At 67.8% G+C, this 20935-nt stretch carries 23 protein-coding genes; 10 read left to right on the forward strand and 13 right to left on the reverse strand.

Annotated elements, in window-relative coordinates:
- Window positions 1-35 precede the first annotated feature (35 nt).
- Entirely contained in the window at window positions 36-539 is a 504-nt protein-coding gene (locus WKW82_RS36090; protein ID WP_340347969.1) for an SET domain-containing protein, read from the forward strand.
- On the opposite strand, the gene WKW82_RS36095 is transcribed toward WKW82_RS36090, so the two are convergent.
- Both WKW82_RS36095 and WKW82_RS36100 read right to left on the reverse strand, forming a co-directional pair.
- Complete coding sequence (locus WKW82_RS36095; RefSeq protein WP_340347971.1) at window positions 497-916, reverse strand: VOC family protein; 420 nt, start codon at window positions 914-916, stop codon at window positions 497-499. The two genes, WKW82_RS36090 and WKW82_RS36095, sit on opposite strands and share 43 nt — an antisense overlap.
- A gap of 14 nt (window positions 917-930) precedes the next feature.
- A complete protein-coding gene (locus tag WKW82_RS36100; protein WP_340347972.1) occupies window positions 931-1728 on the reverse strand; it encodes an SDR family oxidoreductase in 798 nt (265 codons plus the stop codon).
- Between the two features lie 134 nt (window positions 1729-1862).
- Here WKW82_RS36100 and WKW82_RS36105 point away from each other — a divergent pair, with 134 nt between their 5' ends.
- The 5 genes from WKW82_RS36105 to WKW82_RS36125 all read left to right on the forward strand — a co-directional run bounded on the left by WKW82_RS36105 (window position 1863) and on the right by WKW82_RS36125 (window position 8915).
- Window positions 1863-3317, forward strand: a complete 1455-nt coding sequence (locus WKW82_RS36105; protein ID WP_340347973.1) for a sigma-54 interaction domain-containing protein — start codon at window positions 1863-1865, stop codon at window positions 3315-3317.
- Window positions 3318-3550: 233 nt separating this feature from the next.
- Entirely contained in the window at window positions 3551-4942 is a 1392-nt protein-coding gene (locus WKW82_RS36110; protein ID WP_340347974.1) for a GntP family permease, read from the forward strand.
- A 20-nt stretch (window positions 4943-4962) separates the two neighbouring features.
- Window positions 4963-6900: an acyl CoA:acetate/3-ketoacid CoA transferase gene (locus WKW82_RS36115; RefSeq protein ID WP_340347976.1), complete on the forward strand. Its 1938-nt coding sequence runs from the start codon at window positions 4963-4965 to the stop codon at window positions 6898-6900.
- A gap of 223 nt (window positions 6901-7123) precedes the next feature.
- Window positions 7124-7954, forward strand: coding sequence for a creatininase family protein (locus WKW82_RS36120; protein WP_340347977.1), 831 nt, complete (start codon window positions 7124-7126; stop codon window positions 7952-7954).
- A gap of 229 nt (window positions 7955-8183) precedes the next feature.
- Window positions 8184-8915: a ProQ/FINO family protein gene (locus WKW82_RS36125; protein WP_340347978.1), complete on the forward strand. Its 732-nt coding sequence runs from the start codon at window positions 8184-8186 to the stop codon at window positions 8913-8915.
- Window positions 8916-9028: 113 nt separating this feature from the next.
- On the opposite strand, the gene WKW82_RS36130 is transcribed toward WKW82_RS36125, so the two are convergent.
- On the reverse strand, window positions 9029-9664 hold the full coding sequence (locus tag WKW82_RS36130; protein WP_340347980.1) for a YbhB/YbcL family Raf kinase inhibitor-like protein: 636 nt from the start codon (window positions 9662-9664) through the stop codon (window positions 9029-9031).
- 150 nt (window positions 9665-9814) lie between these two features.
- Here WKW82_RS36130 and WKW82_RS36135 point away from each other — a divergent pair, with 150 nt between their 5' ends.
- From WKW82_RS36135 to WKW82_RS36145, 3 genes are read left to right on the forward strand one after another with little or no spacing between them, the layout of a single operon-like run.
- Window positions 9815-10066 carry a GlsB/YeaQ/YmgE family stress response membrane protein gene (locus tag WKW82_RS36135; RefSeq protein ID WP_340347981.1) on the forward strand — a complete coding sequence of 84 codons (252 nt, stop codon included), beginning with the start codon at window positions 9815-9817 and terminating at the stop codon, window positions 10064-10066.
- 45 nt (window positions 10067-10111) lie between these two features.
- Window positions 10112-10627 (forward strand): hypothetical protein, encoded by a 516-nt coding sequence (locus tag WKW82_RS36140; protein ID WP_340347982.1) that lies wholly within the window; start codon window positions 10112-10114, stop codon window positions 10625-10627.
- 12 nt (window positions 10628-10639) lie between these two features.
- Complete coding sequence (locus tag WKW82_RS36145; protein WP_340347983.1) at window positions 10640-10978, forward strand: hypothetical protein; 339 nt, start codon at window positions 10640-10642, stop codon at window positions 10976-10978.
- 207 nt (window positions 10979-11185) lie between these two features.
- Here the strand turns inward: WKW82_RS36145 and WKW82_RS36150 are convergent, their stop codons facing one another.
- Window positions 11186-11653, reverse strand: coding sequence for a winged helix-turn-helix transcriptional regulator (locus tag WKW82_RS36150; RefSeq protein ID WP_340347984.1), 468 nt, complete (start codon window positions 11651-11653; stop codon window positions 11186-11188).
- A gap of 129 nt (window positions 11654-11782) precedes the next feature.
- Between WKW82_RS36150 and WKW82_RS36155 the strand changes: the two genes are divergently transcribed.
- A complete protein-coding gene (locus tag WKW82_RS36155; protein WP_340347986.1) occupies window positions 11783-13084 on the forward strand; it encodes a D-amino acid dehydrogenase in 1302 nt (433 codons plus the stop codon).
- Window positions 13085-13379: 295 nt separating this feature from the next.
- Here the strand turns inward: WKW82_RS36155 and WKW82_RS36160 are convergent, their stop codons facing one another.
- The 9 genes from WKW82_RS36160 to WKW82_RS36200 all read right to left on the reverse strand — a co-directional run bounded on the left by WKW82_RS36160 (window position 13380) and on the right by WKW82_RS36200 (window position 20933).
- On the reverse strand, window positions 13380-14762 hold the full coding sequence (locus WKW82_RS36160) for an L-serine ammonia-lyase (protein WP_340347987.1): 1383 nt from the start codon (window positions 14760-14762) through the stop codon (window positions 13380-13382).
- Between the two features lie 45 nt (window positions 14763-14807).
- Entirely contained in the window at window positions 14808-15482 is a 675-nt protein-coding gene (locus WKW82_RS36165; RefSeq protein WP_340347989.1) for a histidine phosphatase family protein, read from the reverse strand.
- A gap of 247 nt (window positions 15483-15729) precedes the next feature.
- Window positions 15730-16719: a threonine dehydratase gene (locus WKW82_RS36170; RefSeq protein WP_340347991.1), complete on the reverse strand. Its 990-nt coding sequence runs from the start codon at window positions 16717-16719 to the stop codon at window positions 15730-15732.
- Window positions 16716-17348: a LysE family translocator gene (locus tag WKW82_RS36175; protein WP_340347993.1), complete on the reverse strand. Its 633-nt coding sequence runs from the start codon at window positions 17346-17348 to the stop codon at window positions 16716-16718. The genes WKW82_RS36170 and WKW82_RS36175 overlap by 4 nt, the downstream gene beginning before the upstream one ends.
- 2 nt (window positions 17349-17350) lie before the next feature.
- Window positions 17351-18058, reverse strand: coding sequence for a VOC family protein (locus WKW82_RS36180; protein WP_340347994.1), 708 nt, complete (start codon window positions 18056-18058; stop codon window positions 17351-17353).
- Window positions 18059-18062: 4 nt separating this feature from the next.
- Entirely contained in the window at window positions 18063-18968 is a 906-nt protein-coding gene (locus tag WKW82_RS36185; protein ID WP_340347995.1) for a PhzF family phenazine biosynthesis protein, read from the reverse strand.
- A 7-nt stretch (window positions 18969-18975) separates the two neighbouring features.
- On the reverse strand, window positions 18976-19623 hold the full coding sequence (locus tag WKW82_RS36190) for a glutathione S-transferase N-terminal domain-containing protein (RefSeq protein WP_340347996.1): 648 nt from the start codon (window positions 19621-19623) through the stop codon (window positions 18976-18978).
- Window positions 19624-19651: 28 nt separating this feature from the next.
- Window positions 19652-20284: a LysE family translocator gene (locus WKW82_RS36195; protein WP_340347997.1), complete on the reverse strand. Its 633-nt coding sequence runs from the start codon at window positions 20282-20284 to the stop codon at window positions 19652-19654.
- Between the two features lie 16 nt (window positions 20285-20300).
- Window positions 20301-20933 carry a DJ-1/PfpI family protein gene (locus tag WKW82_RS36200; RefSeq protein WP_340347998.1) on the reverse strand — a complete coding sequence of 211 codons (633 nt, stop codon included), beginning with the start codon at window positions 20931-20933 and terminating at the stop codon, window positions 20301-20303.
- Between the last annotated feature and the right edge of the window lie 2 nt (window positions 20934-20935).

Below are 20935 nucleotides of genomic sequence, written 5' to 3' on the forward strand. Positions count from 1 at the left end.
GTGCGCGAAACTTGCATGTCCAGCGAACCATGCCCATGTCCAAGCACGCCCCTTCCTCCACCCCCTTAATCAGAGTCTCGCCCAGTGGCGTGCATGGCCTCGGTGCCTTCGCCACGCGGCCCCTGCCGGCGCTTGCATTGATCGGTCTCTACGAAGGCCGACGCTACACGCCCAAGCAGATCGCGGCCAAGGACTGGAACGACCAGTTGACCTACCTGTTCACCCTCTCCAACCAGGAGACCATCGATGGGGCCAAGGGCGGCAATGCGACGCGGCATCTCAACCACTCGTGCGAACCCAACTGCGAGGCGGTGGAGGAATACGACGACGCAGGCAAGCTGATCCTCAAGTTCCAGACGCTGCAGGCGGTCGATGCGGGCGAGGAACTGTTCATCGACTACTGCCTGACGGCTGACGAGGGATCTTCGCCGGAAGACTATCCCTGCCGCTGCGGCGCGCCGAGCTGCCGCGGCACGATGCTGGCGCCGGTCGAGACTCAGGAAGAGCCGGCGCCAGAGCCCTCGTCCTCGGGCGCGTGACACGCGACGCAGAACTTGTTGCCATCCGGGTCGCGGTAATACGCACCGTAGTAGTTCGCGTGATAGTGCGGGCGCAGGCCGGGCGGCCCCTCGCAGGTGCCGCCATGCGCCAGCGCCGTGCGGTGCGCGGCGCGCACGGTGGCCCGGTCCGGCGCCGCGAAGGCCACCATCTGCCCGTTGCCCGGATCGTGCGGCCGGCCGTCGAAGGGTTGGCAGATCACAAAGAGTGGACGCGCATTGCCGGCGCTGTGCCATCCCGCCCAGGGCTTGTCGCGCTCGCAGAAGCGAAGGGCCACGCCGAGGGTGTCCATGACTGCGCCGTGGAAGGCCAGTGCGCGTTCGAAGTCGCCGACGCTGACGAAGACGTGGGAGAACATCGTCGCCGACCCGCTCAGATCATTGGCGTCACCGCGCCATCCATCGCCAGCACGGCGCCGGTGATGTAGCTGGCCTTGGGCGAGGCGAGGAACACCACCGCATTCGCGATTTCCTCCGGCGTGGCGATGCGGCCCAGCGGCAGGCGTGCGGTCGCGCGGCTCAAGGCTTCGTCGGTGCCGATGCCCTGCACCTTGGCGTCCGCGATGAGCCCTTCCTGCAGCCGCGCGGTGAGCGTGAGGCCGGGGTTCACCGCGTTCACGCGTACGCCCTTGGCCGCATAGGCGGCAGCCATGCCCGCGCTCACCAGCATCAGGGCGGCATTGGCCGCGCCGCCGGCCATGTGGATCGGGCTGGCCACCTTGCCGCCCGCGCCGATCACGTTGACGATCGCGCCGCGTCCGCGCTGGCCCATGCGCTTGATCATCGGGTCGAGCATGTGGATGTAGGTGAAGTACTTGGCGTCCATGGCCTCGTGCCAAGCCGTCGCGTCCAAGTCTTCAGGGGCGGTGCGTTTGGCGGCGCCGGCCGAATTGACGAGCACGTCGACCGGGCCGAAGTTCAGCTCGGCGACATCCAGCGCGGCGAGGGCGCCGGCCGGCTGCCGAAGGTCCGCTGCATGCAGCGCCACATGGTCGCCGGCCGCGCTGAACTGCGCGACCAGTTCGCGCTCGCCGCGCTGCAGGTTGGCCAGGTCGCGCGACACCAGGCTCACGCGCGCGCCTTCGCGCAGGAAGCCCAGCGCGCAGGCCAAGCCGATGCCCTTGCTGCCGCCGGTGATGAGAATGTGTTGGTTGCTGAGTTGAAGGTCCATGGGGCTATTGAACCTTGAAACGGCGGTGGGCGCACAGTCGTTCAGGAACGCCGCAGCGACCCGGCAATCGATCAAGGCGCATCCAAGGGTATCGACTGCTGATTCAAGCGTGGCAGAACCCTAAGATCGACCGCATGCAAGACTCACCAGGGAGAACCGGAGACCCGCACGCCTCGGTCGCCGAATCCATGCGGCGGCCCGAACAGCGCGCGGTGGAGGCGCTGTCCGTGCTGGCCGAGACGAGCGAGGGCGCTTTGGCCGTCGACCGAGCCGGCCGCATCACCTGGATCAGCCCCAAGTACGTGCGCCTGCTCGGCCTCGATCCGCGGGACGCCGTGGTCGGCCGCCCGGTCGATGCCGTGATCCCGGAAAGCCGCATGAATGAAGTGATGCAGAGCGGCAAGCCGATCCTGCTCGACCTGATGCGCTTCGGCGAACAGCACTTCGTCGTCTGCCGGCTTCCGCTGCGCAACGCCGCCGGTGAAATTGACGGCGCCGCGGGTTTCGTCTTCTACGACCGGCTCGACTACCTGCGCCCGCTGATCGACAAGTTCCGCGCACTGGAGACGCGCCTTCACCACACCCACGCCGCACTCGCCCATGAACGGAAGGCGCGCTATCGCTTGTCGAACTTCATCGGCGTCAGCGAGGTGGTGCGCAACGTCAAGCTGCGCGCGCGCCAGTTCGCGGCGCGCGACGGCGCGGTGCTGATCCTGGGCGAGACGGGTGCCGGCAAGGAGTTGCTGGCCCATGCGCTGCACCTTGCATCCCCGCGTGCCGCCGGACGCTTCGTGGCGGTCAACATGGCCGCGGTGCCGGAGGCGCTGCTCGAATCGGAGTTCTTCGGCGTCGCGCCGGGTGCCTTCACCGGCGCGGACCGCAAGGCGCGCGCCGGCAAGTTCGAACTGGCGCACGGCGGAACGCTCTTCCTCGACGAGATCGGGGACATGCCGCTGGCGATCCAGGCCAAGCTGCTGCGTGTGCTGCAGGAGGGCGAGATCGAGGCGTTGGGGTCGAACCAGGTCAAGTCGGTGGACGTGCGCATCGTTGCCGCGACGAGCCGCGATCTCGAGGCCAAGGTGCGCGACGGCAGCTTCCGCAGCGACCTGTTCTACCGCCTGAACGTGCTGCCGCTGCGCCTGCCGCCCTTGCGTCAACGGCTGGAAGACATCGACCCCTTGTGCGAGCAGATGCTCGACGACCTGCCGCCACCGGTGGACGGCGGCAGCTGGCTCCTGACCGATGCGGCGCGCGTGATGATGAAGCGCCATGCCTGGCCCGGCAACGTGCGGGAACTGCGCAACGTGCTGGAGCAGGCGACCGCGCTCGCACCGGGCCGCGTGCTGGACACGGCGCAGATCGCGGAGGCGATGGGCGCGGGTGTCGACACCGGTCCGGCGGTCGCGTCGACCACCAGCCCTGCGGTCGCGACGCTGGCCGAGGCCCTGCAGGACGCTGAACGTGCTGCGATCACCGTCGCGTTACGCGCGGCCGGTGGCGCCAAGGTGCAGGCCGCAGCCCTGCTCGGCATCTCGCGCTCGCAGCTCTACGACAAGCTCAAGCGGCATGCCGATCTGGCACCGCCGTGACGTTCGTGCGTCGCTGATCGCGGACCGGTGTCCGGAATCCCGGATCGCCTGCGGCCACGAGTGAAGGACGCGGCGCTGCGCTGCGCAAGTGTCCGGCAAGCCGGACCACCGCATGCAGCCCGAATTGCTGCAAGGCGTTGATTCATAACGACATTCGACAAATGCCCTGGCTGGCACGTCGATTGCCTTGTCCATGGCTTCCACCACCAACTACATGAAACGGGAGATACCCCTTGAGCTTTCTCATCATCCTGGCGGCGCTCGCGCTGCTGATGTTCGTCGCGTACCGTGGCTTCAGCGTCATACTTTTCGCGCCGGTGTGCGCGCTGCTGGCGGTGCTGTTCACCGATCCCTCGCTGGTGCCGCCGATGTTCAGCGGCGTCTTCATGGACAAGCTGGTCGGCTTCGTGAAGCTGTACTTCCCGGTGTTCCTGCTGGGCGCGGTGTTCGGCAAGGTCATCGAGCTGTCGGGCTTCTCGAAGGCCATCGTCGCGGCGGTGATCGGCATCGTCGGGCGCGAGCGGGCCATGCTCGCGATCGTGATGGTCTGCGCGGTACTGACCTATGGCGGCGTGTCATTGTTCGTCGTGGTGTTCGCGGTGTACCCGTTTGCCGCCGAGATGTTCCGACAGAGCGACATTCCCAAGCGGCTCATCCCCGGCACCATCGCGCTGGGCGCGTTCAGCTTCACGATGGACTCGCTGCCCGGCAGCCCGCAGATCCAGAACATCATCCCGACCACCTTCTTCAAGACCGACACCTGGGCCGCGCCCTGGCTCGGCGTGATCGGCTCGGTCTTCATCCTCGGCGTGGGCATGAGCTACCTCGGCTGGCGCCGGCGCCAGGCCCTGGCAGCCGGTGAAGGCTACGGCCAGAACCACCTGAACGAACCCGAAACCTTCGCCACCGAAAAGCTGCCGAACGCCTTCGTCGCGTTGCTGCCGCTGGTCGTGGTCGGCGTGATGAACAAGGTCTTCACGATCTGGATCCCGCAGTGGTACGGCGCGAGCCACACCACCGACCTGGCCGGGCTGGGCAAGCCGCTGGTCACCGACATCGGCAAGATCGCGGCGGTGTGGGCCGTCGAAGCGGCGCTGCTGCTGGGCATCCTGACCGTGCTGGTGTTCGCCTTCAAGCCGGTCAAGGCGCGCTTTGCCGACGGGACCAAGGCGGCCGTCTCGGGTGCGCTGCTGGCCTCGATGAACACCGCATCGGAATACGGCTTCGGCGGCGTCATCGCGGCGCTGCCGGGCTTCACGGTGATCGCCGATGCGCTGAAGGCGATTCCGAATCCGCTCGTCAACGAGGCCATCACCGTGACCACGCTGGCCGGCATCACCGGCTCGGCCTCGGGCGGCATGAGCATCGCGCTGGCCGCGATGTCGGAGACCTTCATCAGCGCCGCCCATGCGGCCAACATCCCGTTGGAGGTGTTCCACCGCATCGCCGCAATGGCCAGCGGCGGCATGGACACGCTGCCGCACAATGGCGCCGTGATCACGCTGCTGGCCGTCACCGGGCTGACACACAAGACCTCGTACAAGGACATCTTCGCGGTCACGCTGATCAAGACCGCGGCGGTCTTTGTCGCGATCGCGGTGTACTACCTGACCGGCCTGTACTGAGACTGAGACGGAGACACAACATGCGCAACAAGATCGTTTCGGCCGCCGATGCGGTGGCCGTCATTGCCGCGGGCGACATGCTCGCGACCTCGGGCTTCGTCGGCATCGGTACGCCCGATGAATTGCTGCTGGCGCTGGCCAAGCGCTTCGTCGAGACCGGCGAGCCACGCAACCTGGACCTGGTGTTTGCCGCCGGACAGGGCGACGGACGCGACCGGGGCCTGAACCAGCTCGCGCACGACGGCCTGCTGCGCCGCGTGATCGGCGGCCACTGGGGTCTGATCCCCCAACTCGCGCGGCTTGCCGTGGAGGACCGCATCGAGGCCTACAACCTGCCGCAGGGCTGCATCTCGCAGCTCTACCGCGACATCGCGGCGCGCAAGCCTGGCACGCTGTCGAAGGTGGGCATCGGCACCTTCGTCGATCCGCGCCTGGGCGGCGGCAAGGTCAATGCGGTGACCACCGAGGACCTGGTCCGCGTGATGGAGATCGACGACGAGGAATGGCTGTTCTACAAGGCCTTCAAGATCGACGTGGCGTTCGTTCGCGGCACCACCGCGGACGAGCACGGCAACATCACGATGGAGCGCGAGGCCCTCACGCTCGACAACCTGGCCATGGCGATGGCGGCGCACAACTCGGGCGGCGTCGTGATTGCGCAGGTCGAGCGCATCGCGCGCAACGGCTCGCTCGACCCGCGCGCGGTGCGCATCCCCGGCACGCTGGTGGATTGCGTGGTCGTGGCGCAGCCGGAGAACCATCACCAGACCTACGGCACGGCCTATTCGGCGGCCTTCGCCTCGGAGATCCAGGTGCCGCTCGACAACATCAAGCCGCTGCCGCTGGACGAACGCAAGATCATCGCCCGGCGCTGCGCGATGGAGTTGCCGGTGGATGGCGTGGTCAACCTCGGCATCGGCATGCCGGAGGGCGTCTCGGCCGTGGCGAACGAGGAGCGTGTGCTAGACCTGTTCACGCTGACGGCCGAACCCGGCATCGTCGGTGGCATGCCTGCGAGCGGGCTGGACTTCGGCGCGGGCCTCAACGTCGAGGCGATCGTCGACCAGAACCAGCAGTTCGACTTCTACGACGGTGGCGGCCTGGACATGGCCTGCCTGGGCATGGCCGAGTGCGATGCGGAGGGCAATGTCAACGTCAGCCGTTTCGGGCCCAAGCTGGCTGGGGCGGGCGGCTTCATCAACATCTCGCAGAACGCGCGCACGCTGGTGCTGGCGGGCACCTTCACGGCCGGCGGGCTGGAGGTGGCGGTGGAGAACGGACAGTTGCGCATCGTGCAGGAAGGCCGGGCGCGCAAGTTCTGTTCGGCTGTGCAGCAGATCACCTTCTCCGGCAAGCATGCGGCGGCGCAGGGCCGGCGGGTGCTCTACGTGACCGAGCGCTGCGTGTTCGAACTCACGCCGAAGGGCCTGCAGCTGGCCGAGGTGGCGCCGGGCATCGACATCGAGCGCGACATCCTGGCCCACATGAGCTTCCGTCCGATCATCGACACGCCCAAGACAATGGATGCGCGCATCTTTCACACCGAGACCATCGGGCTGCGCGGCCAGTTGCTCGACCTGGAGCTGAGCGGGCGCGTCAAGCACGATGCCCAGCGCGACCTGCTGTTCCTGCACTTCCAGCATCTGCATGTGCGCAGCGTTGACGATGTGGCGCGGATCCGCGAGGCCGTGTCGGCGTGCTGCGAGGCGATCGGCCGCAAGGTCCCGGTCATCGTCAACTACGACGGCTTCAGGCTCGACGACAGCGTGGCGGAGGCCTATGCGCGGATGGTCGCGGAGATGGAGGAGCGCTTCTACTCGCGGGTATCACGCTATGCGGGCGGCGCTTTCCGGCGCATGCAGTTGACCCGCGCGCTGACCCGCACCATCGCGCCGGCCGTGTTCGACAGCGTCATCGCCGCCACTGCGTACGTGGAGCGCGACCGCCCCAAGCGGTGAAGAAGGCATGAGACCTTCTACTGCGGCCACCGATCTCGGGCGTCCGGTGTTGGCTCCGGCATGACAAGTGCTTTCGGGCAGTTGTCAGCCCCTGCCGCCACTTTGTCGTCACCGGAATGGAGTACGGTTCCGCGCCTCGACCCGACCTCGGCGCCCTCGCTACGAAAGCTTCACACGTCCTTGAGGGCCACACTGTCCAGGTCCCTCGCCTAAGATCCGCCGCATGATGGACACCGCCACCACACCCCACCGCTTCTGGGCCGAACTCACGACGCGCGACTTCGCTGCGCTCGACCCGGCGCGCACGGTGGCAGTGCTGCCGCTGGGCGCGACGGAGCAGCATGGCCCGCACCTGCCGCTGGGCGTGGACACCTGCCTGGTCGATGGCATCGTCAGCGCCGCGTTGCCGCAACTTCCGCAGGATCTGCCCGTCCTGTTCCTGCCCACGCAGGCGATCGGCCTGAGCCCCGAGCACGCGCGCTTCGCCGGCACGCTCACCCTTTCGGCCGAGACGCTGATCCGGCTGTGGAAGGACATCGGTGCTGGCGTGGCGCGCGCCGGCGTGCGCAAGCTGGTGCTGTTCAACGCGCATGGCGGGCATGTCGGCGCCATGGACATCGTGGCGCGCGAACTGCGGGAGGCGCACGACCTCATCGTCTACAGCGTGAGCTGGTTCAACCTGCCGCTGGGCGAGGCCAACGCGCAGTTCAGCGCGCAGGAGCATCGCTTCGGCGTGCATGCCGGCGAGATCGAGACCTCGATGATGCTGGCGTTGCACGCACCACTGGTGCGCACCGATGCAGCACGGGACTTCAAGTCGACTTCGCAGCAGCGCGCCGCCGACTACGCCATCCTCGGCAACGGCAAGAGTGCCAAGCTCGGCTGGGCCATGCAGGACTACAACCCGCAGGGCGCGGCCGGCAATGCCGCGGCGGCCACGGCGGAGAAGGGACGCAAGGTGGTCGATGCGGCTGCGGCGCAACTGGCGCTTCTGCTCGCGGAGGTTTCGCGCCTGCCCCTGTCGACGCTCGTGAGCTTGAGCCCACCCCCGTAGCGCCTGCGGCGCTTCTGGCGGCCCGCCAGAGGCGGCTGCTCTTGGGCCCGGCCAAGCCTGCGCAGGCAGGCTCGGAGCCGCGGCCCTCAGCGCCTTCGAGGGGGCGCACCCAGCGGCCCGGCAAAGCCGATTCCGCGGGTGCCCACGAATGGGTTGCGGCTGGCATCGCCGTTGGAAAATGCATGGGTGAGCCCGGATGCGCGCGAGCGGCGACAATCGGGCCCGCATGATGACCGACACCCCCGAACCCCAAGCGCCCCGCGCGCCCAAGAAGAAGCGCAAGCCGCGCCCGGCTGGCCGCGCGCCACAAGCGCAAGGCGCGCAACAGCCTCCAACCCAACCACAGCCGCAACAAGGCAAGCAGCCGCAGCAAGCCCAGAAGGGCCCGCGCAAGACGCACCCGGCACTTGAACTCCTGTTCGGGCTCTATCCAGACCTGTTCGGCGCCCGCTTCCTGCCGCTGCAGCGCGGCGTGTTCCAGGCGCTGCTGGAGAAGCATCCCGAGGTGCTGAAGAAGGACGAACTCAAGGTGGCGCTCGCGTTGCACACCCGTTCGACCAAGTACCTCGAACGCGTGGCCGCCGGCGACAAGCGCCATGGCCTCGACGGCCAGCCGGTCGAAGACGTGGCGCCCGAGCATGTGCACCACGCCATCCTCGAAGTGTTCAAGCGCCGCCAGGCCCGCACCGCCGACGACCTGCGCCCGCAGACGCGCAAGCGCATCCTCGATGCCTTCGAGAAGTCCGGCCTCCCGCGCGAGGACTACCAGGCCCTGGTGCGCAGCCAGGACCCGGCCAACAACGAACTCACCGACGAAGCCTTCGCCGAACTCTCGGCACAAACGGCCAAGCGCGAGGCACTGCAGCGCGCCTTTGCCGCCAGCGGCAAGACGGTGGCGGAATTCGCCGAGATGTACGGCCTCGACCCGCGTGAGGTCGGGCGAATGCTGCCGGGCGCTTGACCGGCTTTCCACGGTGCCGCCTGTTCGCGGGCACCCGCGGAACTGGCTTCGCCACGCCGCTGGGTGCGCCCCCTCGAGGGGGTGCGCCGCAGGCGCTGCGGGGGTGGGCCAATTCAGCCGGCCAACTGCGTGACGGACGCGACGGTATCCGAGAGCGGGTCCTGGATGGACGTGTCGGCCCTTTCGCAGGTACCGATCAGCAATCCGCTCGCAACGGCGCGCTCGCGCAGGCGGTCGATCACTTCCTCGCGGCCCGGCGTGTCTGAAAACGACTCGCCATCACGCAGCGCGAACACTTGGAACGCATAGCGATGCACCCCATGCCCGGGGGGAGGATCGGGCGGGAGCCATGCCGCCTGCAGGAACGAATTGCGGCCGACATGCAGGCCCACGCCGGCCACGTCGGCGCTGGGCATCGCGGCTTCGGCGATCACGCCGTCCGTCACGGGCAGATCGACGACGATGGCGTGGACCAGCGGATGCGGCGTCGGCGAGTCCGCATCCTCCACCAGCAGCACGGCCGCGATGGCTTCCGACGGCAGGCCGCGCCAAGCCAGCGGCGGGGACATGCCCTCGCCGTCCGCGGTGTAGCGCGCAGGAATCGGTGCATGGTCGACAAACGCCAAGCTGCTGACCTCGATGGTGGCCATGCCAGTGCGCAGGCCCAGCGTGTTGAAGACGATCTGGTCCAGCCCGGCGCGCACCTCATGCAGGGCCTGGCCGATGGCGTCGGGGAGTTTTTCGAGCATGGGTCTTTTTAGCCCCGCTTTCCCCTTCTGGTTGTAGGACGCGCTCGACGCCATGCGCCTGCCCGGCCCGTTCCCGGCCAACGCGGCTTATCATGGCCCGCGCCGCCGACGGCAACGTCGAACCATCCACCTGCTCACAAGGGGAATTCCATGCTTTCACTCATCGGGACCATCGTGATCGGCTTCATCGCAGGGCTCATTGCGCGTGCGCTCAAGCCGGGCGACGACTCCGCCGGCTTCATCTTCACCACCATCATCGGCATTGCCGGCGCGTTGCTCGCCAGCTACCTCGGCCGGTTCATGGGCTGGTATGGCCCGGGCGAGGCCGCGGGTTTCATCATGTCGGTGGTGGGCGCGATCGTGCTGCTTTTCGTGTGGGGCATGATCAAGCGCAAAGCCTGAGAATGGCAGGCTCCCGGCACGTCGCCGGGGCCAAAGGAGCACATCATGGGATTGCTGGACATCCTGCAACAAGTGATGTCGGGTGCGGGCAGCGGCGCCAACGCCGCGAATGCCGAGACGCACTTCGACCAGGTGACCCAACACGCATCGCAGGACCAGGTCGGGGCCGGCCTCGCGGCAGCCATGCGTTCCGACCAGACGCCGCCCTTCGGCAACATGGTCGGCCAGATGTTCGGCAACTCCTCGCCGAACCAGCAGGCGGGTGTGCTGAACCAGATCCTGGCCACCCTCGGCCCGGCTGCGGCCGCCGCGATTGCAGGTGGGGCGCTGGGCCGTGTGCTGGCGCCCGGCCAGACGCAGGTCACGCCCGACCAGGCATCGCAGCTCTCGCCAGCGCAGGTCACCGAGATCGCGGCCCATGCCGAGCAGGCGCATCCGGGCGTTGTCGACCAGGTGAGCCAGTTCTACGCCGAGCATTCGGGCCTGATCAAGACGCTCGGCGGCGCTGCGTTGATGGTGGCGCTGGCGAAGATGAAAGAGCACGCCAGCGACAAGGGCTGAACGCGCGGGCGTTTGGGGGAGGATGTCCTGGGCAAGCCGCGCTATCACGTCTACGTCGTCGAACTGGACGACCCGGTCTGGAACAGCCCGCGCTTTCGCCGTGCCAACCCCGACTACCAGTTCGGCAAGCCCTTCGTCTATGTCGGCATGACCGGCCTCGACCCGGACATCCGCTTCGACAAGCACAAGGCCGGCATCCAGGCCAACGTGTTCGTGCGCGACCACGGCCTGCGGCTGCTGCCAGCGCTGTACGAACGCTACAACCCGATGAAGCGCGACGAGGCGGCGCTGATGGAGGTGGAACTCGGCATCCGGTTGCGGTCGCTGGGCTACGGGGTGTGGCAGGCGTGATCGGGACGCCTTGAATACGGGAACGGACTTGGCCGTACGCGAAGGACGCAAAGGTTTCGCGAAGGACGCGAAATAAGCCAGGAGGCAAAGAAGCCAAAGAATTTTTTGCGGATGTCCTTTCGCGTCCTTCGCGCAAACTTCTCGTCCTCTGCGTACGGCCAAGTCCGCATTCCGACGGCGTTGGCATGAGCGCAGCCCGTCCAAGCGCTACCTGTCCGTCCTCACCGCCAGCGTTTCCTTGACCTCTTCCATCACCACATAGCTGTGCGACTGCGCCGTCACCGGCAGCTTCTTCAGCAGATCACCCAGCAGCCGGCGGTATTCGTCCATCCCTCCGAGCCGCGCCTTCACGAGGTAGTCGAAACTGCCAGAAACCAGGTGGCATTCCTGGACGTCCGGCACGTGCAGCAACTCCTCGCGCACCTTGTCGAAGACCTCGGCGGATTTCGATGACAGCGTGATCTCGACGAACACCAGCAGCGACTTGCCCAGTGCCTGCGGCGACACGCGCGCGTTGTAGCCGGTGATCACGCCGGCGCGTTCCATGCGCTTCACGCGCTCCGAGCAGGGCGAGGTGGAGAGCCCGATCTGCTGGGCCAGGTCGGTCATCGAAATGCGCCCGTCGCGCTGGAGGATGTCGAGGATTTTGCGGTCCATGCGGTCGAGTTCGGTCATTTCACTTCCAGCAGGTCAAAACAGGTGGGGCGGCAGGAATATTCACTGCAAATCCAGGAAAATTCAATCAAATCCACGGCACGGGACCGCATAAATTTACCGAATACCTCACCACATTCGGGATCAGCAATGAAAGTCATTGTTCTTGGCGGCGGCGTCATCGGTGTCAGCACCGCGTACTACCTGGCCCGCTCGGGCGCGAGCGTCACGGTGCTCGACCGGCAGGCCGGCCCGGCCCTCGAAACCAGCTTTGCCAACGCCGGCCAGGTCTCGCCCGGCTATTCGACGCCCTGGGCCGCGCCCGGCATCCCGCTCAAGGCGATGAAGTGGATGTTCCAGAAGCACGCGCCGCTCGCCGTGCGCCTCGACGGCAGCCTGTTCCAGTTGCAGTGGATGGCGCAGATGCTGCGCAACTGCTCTCCCGAGCGCTACGCCGTCAACAAGGAACGGATGATGCGCGTGGCCGAGTACAGCCGCGCCTGCCTGCAACAACTGCGCGCCGACACCGGCATCCAGTACGAGCAGCGCACCGGCGGCACCTTGCAACTGTTCCGCACCCAGGCCCAGCTCGACGCCGTGCAGCGCGACGTTGCCGTGCTCAAGGAGTGCAACGTCCCGTTCGAACTGCTCACCCGCGACCAACTGGCGCAGGTGGAGCCAAGCCTGGCGCAGGCTCGCGACCGGCTCACCGGCGGCCTGCGCCTGCCGAACGATGAGACCGGCGACTGCCATCGCTTCACCAATTCGCTCCACGAACTCGCGCGCGGCCTGGGCGTGGACTTCCGCTTCGGCCAGTCGGTGGACGGCCTGGTGACCGAAGGCGGGCGCATCACCGGCGTGCGCGTCGATGGCCAGGTGCTGACCGCCGACCGCTTTGTGCTGGCTTTCGGCAGTTACTCGCGCGATTTCCTGACGCCGCTGGGCCTCGACCTGCCGGTCTATCCAGTGAAGGGCTATTCGCTGACCGTGCCGCTGGTTGACCCGGCCTTCGCGCCGCAATCGACCGTGCTTGACGAGACCTACAAGATCGCCGTCACCCGCTTCGACGACCGCATCCGCGTGGGCGGCATGGCCGAACTCGGCGGCTTCGACCTGCGGCTCGACCCGCGTCGCCGCGCCACCCTGGAACTCGTCGTCAACGATCTGTTCCCCGGCGGCGACGTCAAGCGCGCGTCGTTCTGGAGCGGCTTGCGCCCGATGACCCCGGACGGCACGCCGGTGATTGGTGCCACGAAATTCCCGAACCTGTTCCTGAACACCGGCCACGGCACGCTGGGCTGGACCATGGCCTGCGGGTCGGGCAAGCTGGTTGCTGACATGGTGACTGGGCTGCGTCCGGAGATCAGCACGAGCGGCTTGGCGATCGACCGCTACGCGCGTCCCCGCGCTGGCGCGCGCGGCATGCGTTCGCCTTCGCCGACGACGGCCTGAAATTAAACCCACCCCCGCAGCGCCTGCGGCGCACCCCCTCAAGGGGGCGCACCCAACGGCCCGGCAAAGCCGATTCCGTGGGTGCCCACGAACGGGCAACGCTGTGCTCGCCCCGGTTTCATGCGTCGCGGAAGACGCGTGCCCGTCCCCTTGAAGGGCTCAGCCAGCGAAATCGGCATGGCCTTTGCCGCAGTGCCAAGCTCTTCTTCATGATCGGTCAGAACGACCGCGCTGCCGCCGCTGTGCCGCCATGTTCGAGCTGCAGGCCTGGCGATGGTGACCGTGCCGACAAGGCTCAGCATTCCACGACGTTGACGGCAAGCCCGCCCAGCGAAGTCTCCTTGTAGGTCGACTTCATGTCCTCGCCAGTCTGCTTCATGGTCTGGATCACCGCGTCCAGCGAGACGTAGTGGCTGCCGTCGCCGCGCAGCGCCATCCGCGCCGCGTTGATGGCCTTGACCGCGCCCATCGCGTTGCGCTCGACGCAGGGAATCTGCACCATGCCGCCGACCGGGTCGCAGGTCAGGCCGAGGTTGTGCTCCATGCCGATCTCCGCGGCGTTCTCGACCTGCGCCGGGGTGCCGCCCATCACGGCGGCCAGCGCGCCGGCGGCCATCGAGCAGGCCACGCCCACTTCGCCCTGGCAACCGACCTCGGCGCCCGAGATGGACGCGTTGGCCTTGTAGAGCATGCCGATCGCGGCGGCGGTGAGCAGGAAGTCGACGATGCCCTCATCGCTGGCCGTCGGCACGAAGCGCGTGTAGTAGTGCATCACCGCTGGCACCACGCCAGCGGCGCCGTTGGTGGGCGCCGTGACCACCCGGCCGCCCGCGGCGTTCTCCTCGTTCACCGCCATGGCGAACGCGTTGACCCAGTCCATCGCCGCGAGCGGGTCGGCTGCGCCCTGTTGCGCGCTGAGTTCGCGCTGCAGGTCGGGCGCGCGGCGGCGCATGCGCAGCGGGCCGGGCAGCGGCGCGGTCGCCATCGGGTTGTCGACACCGAAGCCGCGCTGCACGCATTCCCGCATCACGGCCCAGATGCGCAGCAGCCCGGCGCGCACCTCGGCCTCTGGGCGCCAGGCGCATTCGTTGGCCATCATGAGTTGCGCGACCGACAAGCCACTCGCACAGGTCTGGGCCATGAGTTCGTCGCCAGTGCCGAAGGGCCAGGGCCAGTCGCGCGCGACGTCCGGCACGGCGTCCGGGTGCGCACCGCCCTCGACCACGAAGCCGCCGCCCACCGAAAAATAGCAGCGCTGCGCCAGGACGGAGCCGTCCGCCGCTGACGCTGTGAAGCGCATCGCATTCGGATGTTCGGGCATCGACTCCTCGCCGAGGAAAGGGATGTCCCGCACGCGGTCGAAGGCGATCGCATGGCGGCCCAGCAGCAGGAGCTGGCCCGACTTGCGCAAGGCGGTGAGCCGGGGCTGCACACTGGCCGGATCGACGCCATCCGGCGTGTCGCCGAACAGGCCGAGGATCACGCCCTGGTCGGTCGCGTGCCCCGCGCCGGTGGCGCCGAGCGAGCCGAACAGCTCGCAGCGCACGTGAGCCGTGTCGAAGAGGAGGCCGTCGCGTTCCAGGCTGCTGGCGAACTGCTGCGCGGCGCGCATCGGACCGACGGTGTGCGAACTGGAGGGGCCGATGCCGATCTTGAAGATGTCGAAGGCTGAAAGCATCGACCGATCATGCGCCGAACCGCGCCGATTGCGGCACCTACGGCGTCAGGAGTAGGTGATCCAGTCCTCGTACGCCGGGCCGTCGAGATGCGGCAGCGTGTTGTAGGTGACCAGCATGTGGCGCTTGGGCGTGAATGCGAACTCGGTGATCGAGGTGTTGCGGATGCGCAGGTTGAGTTCGATCGTGGTCTCGGCGCTGGTGCCCAGCACGTGCCCGACGGCCGTCGAGATCGGCCCGCCGCTCGACACCACCAGTACCTTCGCGCCGTGGTGCTTGTCGCGCACATGGTCGAGCGCGGTGGTCACGCCGGCCAGGAAATCGACGTAGTTGGGCATGCCGACCGGCTCGGTCTTGCCCTGCATCCATCCGGTTAGGCCGTCGCGCAGCAGGCGGAAGTGCTTGCGGTACAGCTCGGGTGTGTCCGCCTTGGGCAAGGCGCCAGGATGGATGGTCGCGACGATGGCCTCGCTGTCGTACTCGTTCAAGCCGGGCCACGGCAGCACATCCTGGTCGGTAAGGCCCAGCCCCTCGGCAATGCCTTCCCAGGTCTGCCGATGGCGTTTCAGCGTGCCGGTGATGACGGCGTCGAAGCGCATGCCGCGCTCGCGCCAGTATTCGCCGAGCCGCACGGACTGCTTGTGCCCCAGTGCGCTCAGGTTGTCGTAGTCGGCCGCGCCGAATGAAGCTTGCCCATGGCGTACGAGGTAGAGGGTTCCCATGCGGACCATTCTGGCAAAGGACGGGCGGGGTGCTTGTCCCGGCAGCGACGAGCCGGAAAGCAAATGCGACGCCCCAAAGAAAAAGCGGCCGCACGAGGCGGCCGCGAAGTCCGGCGGCTTTCTTCCAGGGAGGTAGAGAAAAAAACCAGGACCCGTTTTGAGGCGAATCACTGTCCGGCGGGGATATTGTAGGGACTAGTTTGGTTCTATAACTTAAGTTGTAGGCGAATATGCCCCAGCCAAACGGTCAACTTTGACTGCTTTGAGGCGGTGTCGTGAGCACATTCGCGAACAGCGTCGCATCGACATTGCCACCGCTCAGGGCGATGCCGATGGTCTTGTTGCGCCAGCGTTCGCGCTGCTGCATCGCGGCGGCCAAGGCGGCTGCACCCGCGCCCTCGGCCACGTTGTGCGTGTCGGTGAAGAGGGCCCGCATGGCGCTCGCCACCTCATCGTCGGTGACGGTGACCACGTCATCGGCCTCGCGGCGCAACACCTCGAGTGCCTCGGGCACCGGCGACCGGCAGGCCATGCCGTCGGCCAGCAACGTTGTCACCGGCGCATCGACGGCATGCCCGGCGATCCAGGAATCTCGATAGGCCGTCGCATGCGCAGAGACCACGCCGATGAGCCGTGTCGACACCTCGCAATGCACACGCGCCGCAGCCGCAGCCGCAAAGCCCGAGCCCAGGCCGATGGGCACGAACAGCACATCGGGCACGTCGCCGGCCTGCTTCACTGCCTCGAAGAACTCGACCCAGCAGGTCGCCACGCCGCGCACCAGTTCGCGTGCGAACGAGGGCACGCGATGCAGGCCGTCGCGTTGCGCCAGCACGGCTGCGTGTTCTGTGGCGGCCTGGAAGTCATCGCCATGCTCGACCAGCGTGACGCCGAGTGCGCGCATGGCCGCGTTCTTCTCCACCGAATTGCCATGCGGCACCACGATGGTCGCGGCCAGCCCGTGGCGCCGCGCCGCGAAGCCGATCGACTGGCCATGGTTGCCGCGCGTGGCGCTGATCACGTGGCGCACGTCAGGCTGCTCGCGCACCAGCGATTCGACGTAGCAAAGACCGCCGCGGATCTTGAAGGCGCCCACCGGCGAGTGGTTCTCATGCTTGGCCCAGAGCCTGCAGCCGAGGCGCTCGCCGAGCAATGGCCAGACGTACTGCGGCGTCGGCGGCATGGCCGCGTAGACGGTGCGTTGCGCGGCCTCGATCTCCTCGTGCGTGAAGTTCATTTGCGCTCCGTCAATGCGACGCGCACGGCCAGCGCGGCCAGCACGCTGCCCATGACGTAGCGCTGCGCGCGCAGCCAGCCCGAGCTTTGCGACAGCACCGCCGTGATGGCCGCAGCGAAGACGATCATCATGGTGTTGACCAGGCCGCTGCCGAGGATCTGCACCGCGCCGAGCTGGGCGCTCTGCCACAGCACCGAGCCGCGATCGGGATGAATGAACTGCGGGAAGAAGGAGAGATAGAACATCGCCACCTTGGGGTTCAGCAGGTTGGTGACGAAGCCCATGCGAAACAGCTTGCCCGGCGGGTCGGCGGGCAGCGAGCGCGGCTCGAAGGGCGCCGTGCCGCCGGGCTTGATGGCCTGCCAGGCCAGCCACAGCAGGTAGGCCGCGCCGGCCAGCCTAATCGCGTCGAAGGCCAACGGCACCGCCAGCAACACGGCCGTGAGCCCAAGCGCTGCGGCCACCAAGTGCACGAGGAAGGCCAGCAGCACGCCGCCCAGCGAGATCAGCCCGGCGCGCCGCCCCTGCACCAGCGTGCGCGAGACGCAATAGATCATGTTCGGCCCCGGCGTGAGGGCGAGCAGCAGCGAGGCCAGGGCGAAGAATGCGAGTTCGTGGAGGGCAAGCACGGTCAATGTCCTTTCGATTCAAGCGTGACGACGCCGCGCGGCGTGTTCAGTGTGGCGGTGAGGTTGGGCGGGCCCTGCTGCAGGGCCATCGCATCGAAGCCGATGGCCTCGAGCGCGCTGCGCAGGCTGTCCACGCGCGGATGCGAGGCCGCCAGGCCGATGAGTTCGAGGCCCGCGTCCGGCATGGTGTCGACCGGATGCACCGCGCCCCACTGGATCAGCGTCGGCAGGGCGCCATAGAACAGGCGCTGGCCATCGTCGCGCACGGTGATGCGCCAGTCGAGCCGGCCGGCCGGCGTATCGCGCGAGGCCTCGATGAGGTGGCCGCGGTCGATGTGCGTGGCCATGTGTGCCAGCGCGTGCACCGTGGCGGCGGCATTCGGCACACGCGCGACGAGGTGCACGAGCTGCGGCCCGCCGCGCGACAGCGCAAGCTGCAGCATCGGATCGTCGAGGTCGAACCAGCGGTGCAGCTTGCCGGTGCGAGTGGGGCGCCGGTCGGGGTCGATGGCGATGATCTCGAGGTAGGACAGCGGAAAGGCCAGCGACGCGACCTTGAGCAATCGGTTGTGCGTGCCCATCAGCGGATGCAGGCCGCCCGGCCCCGGCGTGACGCCCAGCGTCGCCTCGCACCACTGCACGCCTTCGTCGAGCGTGCGCGCGGCGATCACGAGGTGGTCGAGCAGGGCGGTCTTGCCGGCATGGCGCATGGCTTCAGAGCGTGACCGCTCCCTCGATGCAGACCACCGTATCGCCGCCGATCCAGACGCGGCCTTCGGCGTCGCGCTCTACGCTGAGGCGCCCGTCGCGACCCAGGCACTGGCCCTGGCCGACGAGGTAGCGTTCGGGCATGTGCCCGTCGGCGATGAGCCACTGGGCCAGGCCCGCGTTGAGGCTGCCGGTGACCGGGTCTTCCTCGATGCCGGTGGCGGCCGCGAAGGCGCGCACCTCGAGGTCTACGGTGCCCTGTGCGCTGCCGCCGAAAGCCCGGGCCTCGCGGTTGGAGCGGGCGATCAACTGGGTGGGCGAGGGCGCTTGCGCAATGGCCGCGACACCGACCTTCACGCCGAGCTCCTTCAGCGCGCGATGGTCCGGCGTGAGGGCCAGGACGGAATCAATTTCGTCCAGCAGCATGCCGAGCCAGTTCGATCCGTTGTCCAGCTGCTGGGCGGCGAGGATCTGCGCCGACTTCAGGCCCAGCGCATGCGCGATCTTGGCCAGCATCGTCGGACTCGGCGCCGTGCGCTTCAAGGGTGGCGCGGCAAAGGCAAGGCGCGCGCCATCGCGGCGGATCGTGACCAGTCCGGTCACGCACTGCTGCACGATGTATTCCGTCGATTTCGGCTTGCCGCCGGCCTTGAGCCAGGCACGGCAACTGCCGAGCGTCGGATGGCCGGCAAAGGGCATCTCGCCACCGGGCGTGAAGATGCGGATGCGGTAGTCGGCGCCGGGCTCGGTCGGCGGCAGCAGGAAGGTGGTCTCCGACAGGTTGGTCCACTGCGCGAAGCGCTGGAACTCGGCATCGTCGAGGTCGCTGCCGTCGAGCACCACGGCCACCGGATTGCCGCGGTACGGCACGGCGGTGAAGACATCGACTTGCTGGAAGGCGCGGGTTTTCATGAGGCGTTCACTCCAATGCGAGGTCCAGCACGCCGCGCGCGGCGGAGCGTGAGCGCAATTCACCGAACCAGCGCTCGACATTCGGCCAGGCCGGCCGCGTGTATTCGGTCGGCGGGAGTCCGAACCAGCGGTGCGCCTCGCAGCCCAGCGGGATGTCGGCCATGGTGAAGCTCTCGCCAAGCATGTAGGGCCGCGTGGCCAGGTGCGAATCGAGGATCGTGAGCAGCCGCTCGGTGGCATGGACCGAGCTCGCGATCACCTCCGGGTTGCGGTCGGCCGGCGCGGTGCGCACCCATTGCACGAAGGCCGGTGCGCTGGCGCGGTTGAAGGTGGTCTGCTGCCAGTCCATCCAGCGCTCCGCGTCGAAGCGCTCCGGGAGCGGCTCCGGATACAGCTTGCCGGGGGCATACCGGGCACACAGGTAGCGCACGATCACGTTCGATTCCCACAGCTTGACGTGCGAGGCATCGTCGCCATCGCCGTCGTCGATGGCCGGCACCAGCGCATTCGGATTGAGCGCGTGGTATTCAGGCGTCTGCACGACGCCGTACTTGCCGCCGGCTTCGGTGCGCTGGAAGTCCAGCCCCAGTTCCTGCGCGCACCAGACCACCTTGCGCACGTTGATGGAAGTGATGCGGCCCCAGATGTTGAGCATGTCGTCGGTTCTTTCGAGGTTGTTGGATTCAGCGGGCGGGGCGGTCGAGCAGCAGCAGGCGCACCGCCAGCCCGAGCATCACCGCCGCGAGCATGCGGCCGGGCCACGCGCTGGGTTTCGGTCCACGCCGCAGCCAGCGCCCGACCTGCCCGCTGCATGCACCGAGCAGAGTATTGAACAGCAAGGCGGCCAGCGCCAACACCACGCCCAACATCAGCAGTTGCACGGTCACCGGGCCGCGTGCCGGATCGACGAACTGCGGCAGGAACACCATGAAGAACAGCAGCGCCTTCGGGTTGACCAGGTTGTTGAGCCAGGCCTGCCGCACGATGCGGCCGAAGCCGCCGTCGCGCGTGGAGTCATGCGGTAGCGCGGTGCCGTTTCGAAGCGCCTGCCAGGCCAGCCAGAGCAGGTACAACGCGCCGAGCCAGCGCAGCAGGTGGAAGGCCGGCGCCCATGCGGCCACCAGCGCGGTGACGCCGGTGGCTGCGCACAAGGTATGGACCAGATCCGCGGCCGAGATGCCGAGTGCCGCCGCAAACCCGCCACGCGGCCCGTGCGCCACGCCGTGCGACAGCACGAAAGCCATGTTCGGCCCCGGCGATGCGAACAGCGCCAGCACCGCGACCCCGAACAAGCTCCACGTTGCGAGGTCGATCACATTCGGCCTCCGTGCGTCAGGTGACCGCGAGATGCGCGGCGGCCGAAGTCGTCGGCAGGTAGGGCGTGATGTTGCGCAGCGTGCGCTCCACCCATTCGTCCTTTTCGCCGACTGGCGCCACGTAGTGGATGGCGCTCGCTGCCGCATCGATGCCCTCGGCGCGCGCGATGAGCCAAGCCGCCATATACGTCGACGACAGGCAGCCGCCCGCCGTGGCCACGTTGCCCTGGGCGAAGAAGGGCTGCTCCAGCACTTGGACGCCTGCCTCCTGCACCCACGGCTTGGTCGTGAGGTCGGTGCATGCCGGGACAGCGCCGAGCAGGCCCAGCTTCGCCAGCAGCAGCGTGCCCGAGCACTGCGCGCCGATCAGCTGGCGCGAGGCGTTGAGCCGCAGCGCGGACATCACCGCCGCGTCGGCCGCGATTTCCCGCGTGCGCATGCCGCTGCCCGCAATCACCGCATCGGCCGCGCAGGCGTCCGCCAGCGAGGAACCGATCTGCACCGTGACGCCGTTCATCGACGTGACCGACGATGTCGGCGCGGCCAGCGTCACGCGCCAGCCCGGCTTCTTCACGCGGTTGAGGATGCCCAGCGCGATGAACGAGTCCAGCTCGTTGAAGCCGTCGAAGGTGAGGATGGCGATGTGCATGG

Source organism: Variovorax rhizosphaerae (assembly GCF_037889975.1).
Lineage (GTDB): Bacteria > Pseudomonadota > Gammaproteobacteria > Burkholderiales > Burkholderiaceae_C > Variovorax > Variovorax rhizosphaerae.

What these genes read in the sequence shown, in the direction of transcription:
- WKW82_RS36100 (WP_340347972.1), bottom strand. Translation starts at nt 1,728, where the DNA reads ATGGACCTTCAACTCAGCAACCAACACATTCTCATCACCGGCGGCAGC.
- WKW82_RS36190 (WP_340347996.1), bottom strand. Translation starts at nt 19,623, where the DNA reads ATGCTCAACATCTGGGGCCGCATCACTTCCATCAACGTGCGCAAGGTG.
- WKW82_RS36180 (WP_340347994.1), bottom strand. Translation starts at nt 18,058, where the DNA reads ATGCGCCATGCCGGCAAGACCGCCCTGCTCGACCACCTCGTGATCGCC.
- WKW82_RS36135 (WP_340347981.1), top strand. Translation starts at nt 9,815, where the DNA reads ATGCTTTCACTCATCGGGACCATCGTGATCGGCTTCATCGCAGGGCTC.
- WKW82_RS36095 (WP_340347971.1), bottom strand. Translation starts at nt 916, where the DNA reads ATGTTCTCCCACGTCTTCGTCAGCGTCGGCGACTTCGAACGCGCACTG.
- WKW82_RS36140 (WP_340347982.1), top strand. Translation starts at nt 10,112, where the DNA reads ATGGGATTGCTGGACATCCTGCAACAAGTGATGTCGGGTGCGGGCAGC.
- WKW82_RS36125 (WP_340347978.1), top strand. Translation starts at nt 8,184, where the DNA reads ATGACCGACACCCCCGAACCCCAAGCGCCCCGCGCGCCCAAGAAGAAG.
- WKW82_RS36130 (WP_340347980.1), bottom strand. Translation starts at nt 9,664, where the DNA reads ATGCTCGAAAAACTCCCCGACGCCATCGGCCAGGCCCTGCATGAGGTG.
- WKW82_RS36170 (WP_340347991.1), bottom strand. Translation starts at nt 16,719, where the DNA reads ATGAACTTCACGCACGAGGAGATCGAGGCCGCGCAACGCACCGTCTAC.
- WKW82_RS36160 (WP_340347987.1), bottom strand. Translation starts at nt 14,762, where the DNA reads ATGCTTTCAGCCTTCGACATCTTCAAGATCGGCATCGGCCCCTCCAGT.
- WKW82_RS36150 (WP_340347984.1), bottom strand. Translation starts at nt 11,653, where the DNA reads ATGACCGAACTCGACCGCATGGACCGCAAAATCCTCGACATCCTCCAG.
- WKW82_RS36120 (WP_340347977.1), top strand. Translation starts at nt 7,124, where the DNA reads ATGATGGACACCGCCACCACACCCCACCGCTTCTGGGCCGAACTCACG.
- WKW82_RS36105 (WP_340347973.1), top strand. Translation starts at nt 1,863, where the DNA reads ATGCAAGACTCACCAGGGAGAACCGGAGACCCGCACGCCTCGGTCGCC.
- WKW82_RS36200 (WP_340347998.1), bottom strand. Translation starts at nt 20,933, where the DNA reads ATGCACATCGCCATCCTCACCTTCGACGGCTTCAACGAGCTGGACTCG.
- WKW82_RS36185 (WP_340347995.1), bottom strand. Translation starts at nt 18,968, where the DNA reads ATGAAAACCCGCGCCTTCCAGCAAGTCGATGTCTTCACCGCCGTGCCG.
- WKW82_RS36165 (WP_340347989.1), bottom strand. Translation starts at nt 15,482, where the DNA reads ATGGGAACCCTCTACCTCGTACGCCATGGGCAAGCTTCATTCGGCGCG.
- WKW82_RS36155 (WP_340347986.1), top strand. Translation starts at nt 11,783, where the DNA reads ATGAAAGTCATTGTTCTTGGCGGCGGCGTCATCGGTGTCAGCACCGCG.
- WKW82_RS36115 (WP_340347976.1), top strand. Translation starts at nt 4,963, where the DNA reads ATGCGCAACAAGATCGTTTCGGCCGCCGATGCGGTGGCCGTCATTGCC.
- WKW82_RS36090 (WP_340347969.1), top strand. Translation starts at nt 36, where the DNA reads ATGTCCAAGCACGCCCCTTCCTCCACCCCCTTAATCAGAGTCTCGCCC.